Source organism: Edaphobacter sp. (genome assembly GCF_035532915.1).
Classification (GTDB): Bacteria; Acidobacteriota; Terriglobia; order Terriglobales; family Acidobacteriaceae; genus Edaphobacter.
In genome coordinates this window covers 1-5,231 of the sequence record NZ_DATKQC010000140.1, presented here as the reverse complement: position 1 = coordinate 5,231, position 5,231 = coordinate 1, and the positions used below count along the sequence as shown (strand labels likewise).

Sequence of the window (5,231 nt, the reverse complement as noted above, 5' to 3'; positions counted from 1 at the left end):
TCGGGCCGAAGGTCTCGAAACTATCACTCGCGGCGAAAAGATCGCATACAGAAACAAGCCCCTCCATGCCTTCCTGCAGAAGTTCGTTTATGGCGGTAGAAGCGCAGCCGCTCTCTTTGTCTGGCCTGGCCTTCTCGGCTTTCTGTGTCTCCTCGTCCAGCTTCCTTTTGCACTACGCAAAGACATCGAGCGCCTTCGGGAACGGAAGTACGGAAGGCTCCTGAAGGGACCGCGATTGATGTCTCCGAGCGCCTTCAATCGGGCAGTGAAGGGGGACGGAGTGGGATTTCAGACGATCGAATCCCGCCGTCCGATGCGCATCCCGCGCCAGGTCGAAGGCCAGCATATCGAGATCATGGGAGACACTGGCGCAGGCAAAACCCGGCTCATCATGCAGCTCCTCATGCAGATCAAGGAACGCGGCCATTCCGCCATCGTCTACGACCCCGCCTGCGAGTTCGTCCAACGTTTCTATGATCCGAAACGTGAAGACATCATCCTCAACCCGCTCGACGCACGTTGCCCCTACTGGGGGCCTTCCGAGGAGTTGCGCCGCAGGGCCGAAGCGAAGACAATTGCGGCTTCGCTCTACCAGCCGACGACGGACAAGAAGGGAGAGTTTTTCGTCGAGACGCCACAGAAAATCTTCGCGCATCTTTTGACCTTTGGACCGACGCCGCAGGAGCTGGTGGACTGGATGGCGAACCCGGATGAGATTGATCAGCGGGTACAGACCACGGAGATGGCGAGCATGATCGCCAAGGGCGCGCAGCAGCAACGGAATGGCGTACTGGCTTCGCTCGGCCTCGTCGCCGACAGCCTCCGGATGCTCCCCACACGAGAGCAAGCCAAGCGCACCTGGAGCGCAACGGAGTGGGCCGAAACGCGCAAGGGATGGATATTCATCACCTCAAAGCCCAGCGAGCGCGAAGCCCTGCGTCCGCTGCACAGCCTCTGGATTGACCTGCTCGTTTTGCGTCTGCTCAACGAACCGAAGGGCAATCAGCATCCGGTATGGTTCGTGCTCGACGAGCTGGCGACTTTACAGCGACTTCCGCAGTTGCACACCGCCATCACCGAGAACCGAAAGAGCAAGAACCCTATCGTCCTTGGCTTTCAGGGCAAGGCTCAGTTGGAGGTTATCTATGGACATCTGGCAGAAGTGATGCTGTCGCAGCCGGCCACCAAAATCTTCCTTAAAACTACGGAACCCAAGGCCGCCGAGTGGGTGTCGAGCGCCATCGGCAAAGTAGAGATTGAGAGGGTGCGCGAGACCCACTTCGATGGTTCGCGGCCGGGACGCAACTTCACCATCGACCGCCAGGTGGAACCGCTTGTTCTCGACTCAGAAATCTCCGGCCTCGCCGACCGCCATGCTTTTCTGAAACTCGGCAACCACGTGGCAAGATTCTCCTTCGCCTTCAGTGACATTCCAGCAACCGAGGTTGCCTTCATTCCACGATCTCTCGAAGGCGACGACCTCGACTTCGACCCAAAAACGCTTCATAAAAAGGCCAGTAAAGCCTTCGTCCCTGTAGCCACTTCCACCGGCACTGAGGAATCGCAGGAGCTTTCTCAGTCCACACACTCCATGGGTGATTGACCATGCTCACCATCTCAAAAGCACTCTCTTCTTCTCAGGCACGCACCTACCACGCGAAGGAATTTGTCTCCGCCGAACAGAACTATTGGAAGCAGGATGGAGCTGTTGTCGGCGAGTGGCACGGTCGCTTGGCAGAACGATTTGGGCTTTCCGGGCGGGTGAGCGAGGAGCATTTCGCGAGACTCGCCGATGGCCAGCATCCGTTCACCGGCGAGCAACTGGTACGCCATCGTGTCGTACAGGAGTACGAGCGCAACGACGGATCGAAGGTCGCTCCTGTCGAACACCGGGCCGGCTGGGATGCCACATTTTCCGCACCAAAGTCCGTATCGTTGACCGCGCTAGTCGGTGGGGATGACCGCGTCCGCGAGGCCCATCGTGCAGCCGTGGATACCGCTCTAAGCGAGCTGGAGTGCTACACCCAGGCGCGCCTTGGCGGGAATCGTCCGGCAGAAACCACAGGGGCCTTTGTGGTCGCCAAATTTGAACACGATACCGCCCGCCCAGTGGATGGCTATGCGGCTCCGCAACTTCACACCCACGCCGTGATCTTCAACGTCACGGAGCGTGAGAACGGGCAGATGCGCGCCTTGCAGGAGCGGGCCTTGTTTGAATCGCAACAGTTTGCCACGGCGGTTTATCAGTCGGAACTTACCTTCCGGCTCCGCTCGCTTGGATACGAGATCGCCTCCGGCCGCAGTGGCGCTCCCGAAATCAAAGGGTACTCTCAGGAATATCTGGACGCCTCAAGCCCGCGCAGTCAGCAGATTCGCGCTTATCTGGAGCGGAGCGGCTTTGAGGGGCATGAGGCTGCGCAGATTGCCGCGCATTCCACACGCGACAGCAAGAAGGCCGTCTCCGTGGGCGAAGCTGTAGCCGCGCATCGCAAGCTCGCCGCCGAGTTTGGACATCAGGCTGACCAGGTTGTAGGTCAAGCTCACCAACGAGCTTTGACACCAGAACCCGAGCATCAAGCAACGCGCCAGTCGCCCCATCAGGCCGTGACTTACGCCCGTGACCGGAACTTCGAGCGGGAGGCGGTGGTTGATGAACGCCGCCTCTACCGGGACGCGCTTCGCCGTGGAATGGGCGAGCTGACACTCACTCAAATTCGATCTGCGCTCGATGAACGCATGGCCAGCGGTGAATTCCAGATTGCTTCGCGGAAGGTTCATGCCAGTGCCCGTCAATTCACCACCGAGGAGATGATTCGCGCCGAAAAGGAAGTGATTGCACGGGTGATCGAAGGACAAAATCGGAATAAGCAGATTGCCTCCATCCAACAGGTCGTCCACATTGCAGAGGCGAATGCTCACCTGAATACCGCCCAACGTCGGGTGGTCGAAGAGGTGCTGCTCTCCCGCGATCAGATTCAGGGACTTCAAGGGACCGCCGGCACTGGAAAGACGACTGCGCTCTCTGTGATTCATCGAGGGGCGGAGGGTGCCGGGTATTCCGTCGAAGGTTTTGCGCCCACCTCGCGCGCCGCCAACCAGCTCCGCGAGGCCGGAATCCCAGCCGACACGCTGCAAGGCTTTCTCGCGCGCAATCGACAGGGAGCCGGTAACAACGACGAGCGGCATCTTTATTTTCTGGACGAGTCATCGCTCAGTTCGACAAGACAGATGCGAGACTTTTTGCGACGGATCGGGGATCAGGACCGTGTCTTGCTCATTGGGGATACGCGCCAGCATCAGGCTGTCGAAGCGGGAAAGCCCTTCGAGCAACTCCAGCAGGCTGGAATGCGGACGGCCCATCTGGACCAGATCATTCGCCAAAAGGAGCCGGAACTGCGGAGGGTGGTCGAATATCTCGCACAGGGGGACACCGCTGCGGGTCTCGCCCTGCTCCAAGAGCAGGGCCGCATTCGTGAAGTCCCGAACAAGCAAGAGCGCATTGCGGAGATTGCTCGCAGCTATGCGGACGCGCCAACAGGAACATTGATTGTTTCCCCCGACAATGCCTCACGCCGCCAGATCAACGAAGCCGTCCGCGCCGAGCTTCAACACCGCGGACTGCTGGACCAAAACGAACAATCCAACTCCGTTCTCGCGCCCCGCTCGGAGGTCACGGGCGCAGACCGCGCCTGGGCCTCGCAGTATGAAGTTGGAGACGTGCTTCGCTACCGGAGAGGCAGCGAGAAGCATAGCCTGGCCGCTGGCACCTATGCCGAAGTGGTCAAGGTCCAACCGGAGCAGCACCAGCTCACAGTCCGGCGAGCAGATGGGCTGGAGGTCTCCTATGACCCGTCACGCCTCAAAGGAGTGGACACCTACAAGCCTGTCACCATCCAGTTGTCGATTGGCGAGCGCGTACAATTCACCGCTCCAATGAAAGACCTGCGAATCGCCAATCGAGAACAAGGCACCGTCGAGGCGCTCTCACCGGATGGTCGTGCCAGCATTCACCTCGACAGCGGGAGAAGGGTTTCTCTCGATCTAGCTCAGATGCGGCATCTCGACCACGGTTACGCCGTCACATCGCACAGCTCCCAGGGGCTGACCGCCGATCGAGTGCTCGTCCACGTCGATACCGGAGTTCACCCAGAACTGGTCAGTGATCGCTTCGCCTATGTATCGATATCGAGGGCTTCGCAGGACGCCACCCTCTACACCAACAGCGTCGAGCGTCTGGGAGAACTCGTCTCTAGATCGCACGGCAAGAGTTCGGCGCTCGAAACTACCCAGAAAATTGGCGTTAAGCCTCAGTTAATTAATCATTTGGCATCCGGGCAGGGTCTGGCGGTGTAAGCATCGCGCGGGCCAGCCAAACCCTGCGCGAAGCTTATCTCTCTGTTGCGCGTTTGCCAGCAAAAGGATGATGAACTATTCTTTCGTTACGCAAAAATTAACGAAAGGATACCGTGCCAGACACCGATCGGTCCGCCCGACTAGGCCGCTATATCCTCAAGCAGTTTGATGGCGAGACTGTTCGAGCTTTCGTGCCGCCACCGTTGCCGCCGATGCCGCCGGTGGATTTGGCGCGTTTTCAGATCCTGCTGGAACAGGCCAATCAGGCCATCGGCAGGCTCGACGGTCTGGCCTCGCTCCTGCCCGACCTGTCGCTGCTCCTTTATACATACGTTCGCAAGGAGGCCGTGCTCTCGTCCCAGATCGAAGGGACGCAGTCGTCGCTGTCCGATCTCCTGCTCTACGAGAACGATGAGGCGCCGGGAGTTCCCGTCGAGGATGTGCAGGAGGTCTCGAACTACGTCGCGGCCATGAATCACGGTCTGGAGCGAATGCGTTCCGGCTTTCCGTTGAGTCTGCGATTGATTCGGGAGATTCACGAGATTCTGCTCTCGAAGGGAAGAGGCAGCGGCAAACAGCCCGGCGAGTTCCGCAGCAGCCAGAATTGGATCGGTGGCAGCCGCCCAGGCAATGCCGTCTTCGTACCGCCTCCCCCGGAACTTCTGGGTGAGTGTCTCGGCCAACTCGAACTATTCCTGCATGACGAGCACACGGGCTTGCCCCTGCTGATCCGAGCGGGCCTTGTCCATGTACAGTTTGAGACCATCCACCCATTTCTCGACGGCAACGGAAGGCTTGGACGACTACTGATTACGTTCTTACTTTGCGCAGAGAGCGCACTCAGAGAGCCAATACTCTACCTCAGCCTCTATTTCAAA

3 protein-coding genes are annotated in these 5,231 nt (G+C 59.1%); all 3 read left to right on the top strand.

Annotated elements, in window-relative coordinates; all coding sequences use genetic code 11:
* A partial coding sequence (locus tag VMU57_RS06970; RefSeq protein WP_325381911.1) for a type IV secretion system DNA-binding domain-containing protein occupies nt 1-1,603 on the top strand: 1,603 nt, incomplete at its 5' end.
* Nucleotides 1,604-1,605: 2 nt separating this feature from the next.
* Nucleotides 1,606-4,353, top strand: coding sequence for a MobF family relaxase (mobF, locus tag VMU57_RS06965; RefSeq protein WP_325381910.1), 2,748 nt, complete (start codon nt 1,606-1,608; stop codon nt 4,351-4,353).
* 113 nt (nt 4,354-4,466) lie between these two features.
* A partial coding sequence (locus tag VMU57_RS06960; protein WP_325381909.1) for a Fic family protein occupies nt 4,467-5,231 on the top strand: 765 nt, incomplete at its 3' end.

Bases quoted from the DNA above. Each gene is read 5' to 3' on its own strand.
- mobF (WP_325381910.1), top strand. From the start codon at position 1,606: ATGCTCACCATCTCAAAAGCACTCTCTTCTTCTCAGGCACGCACCTAC.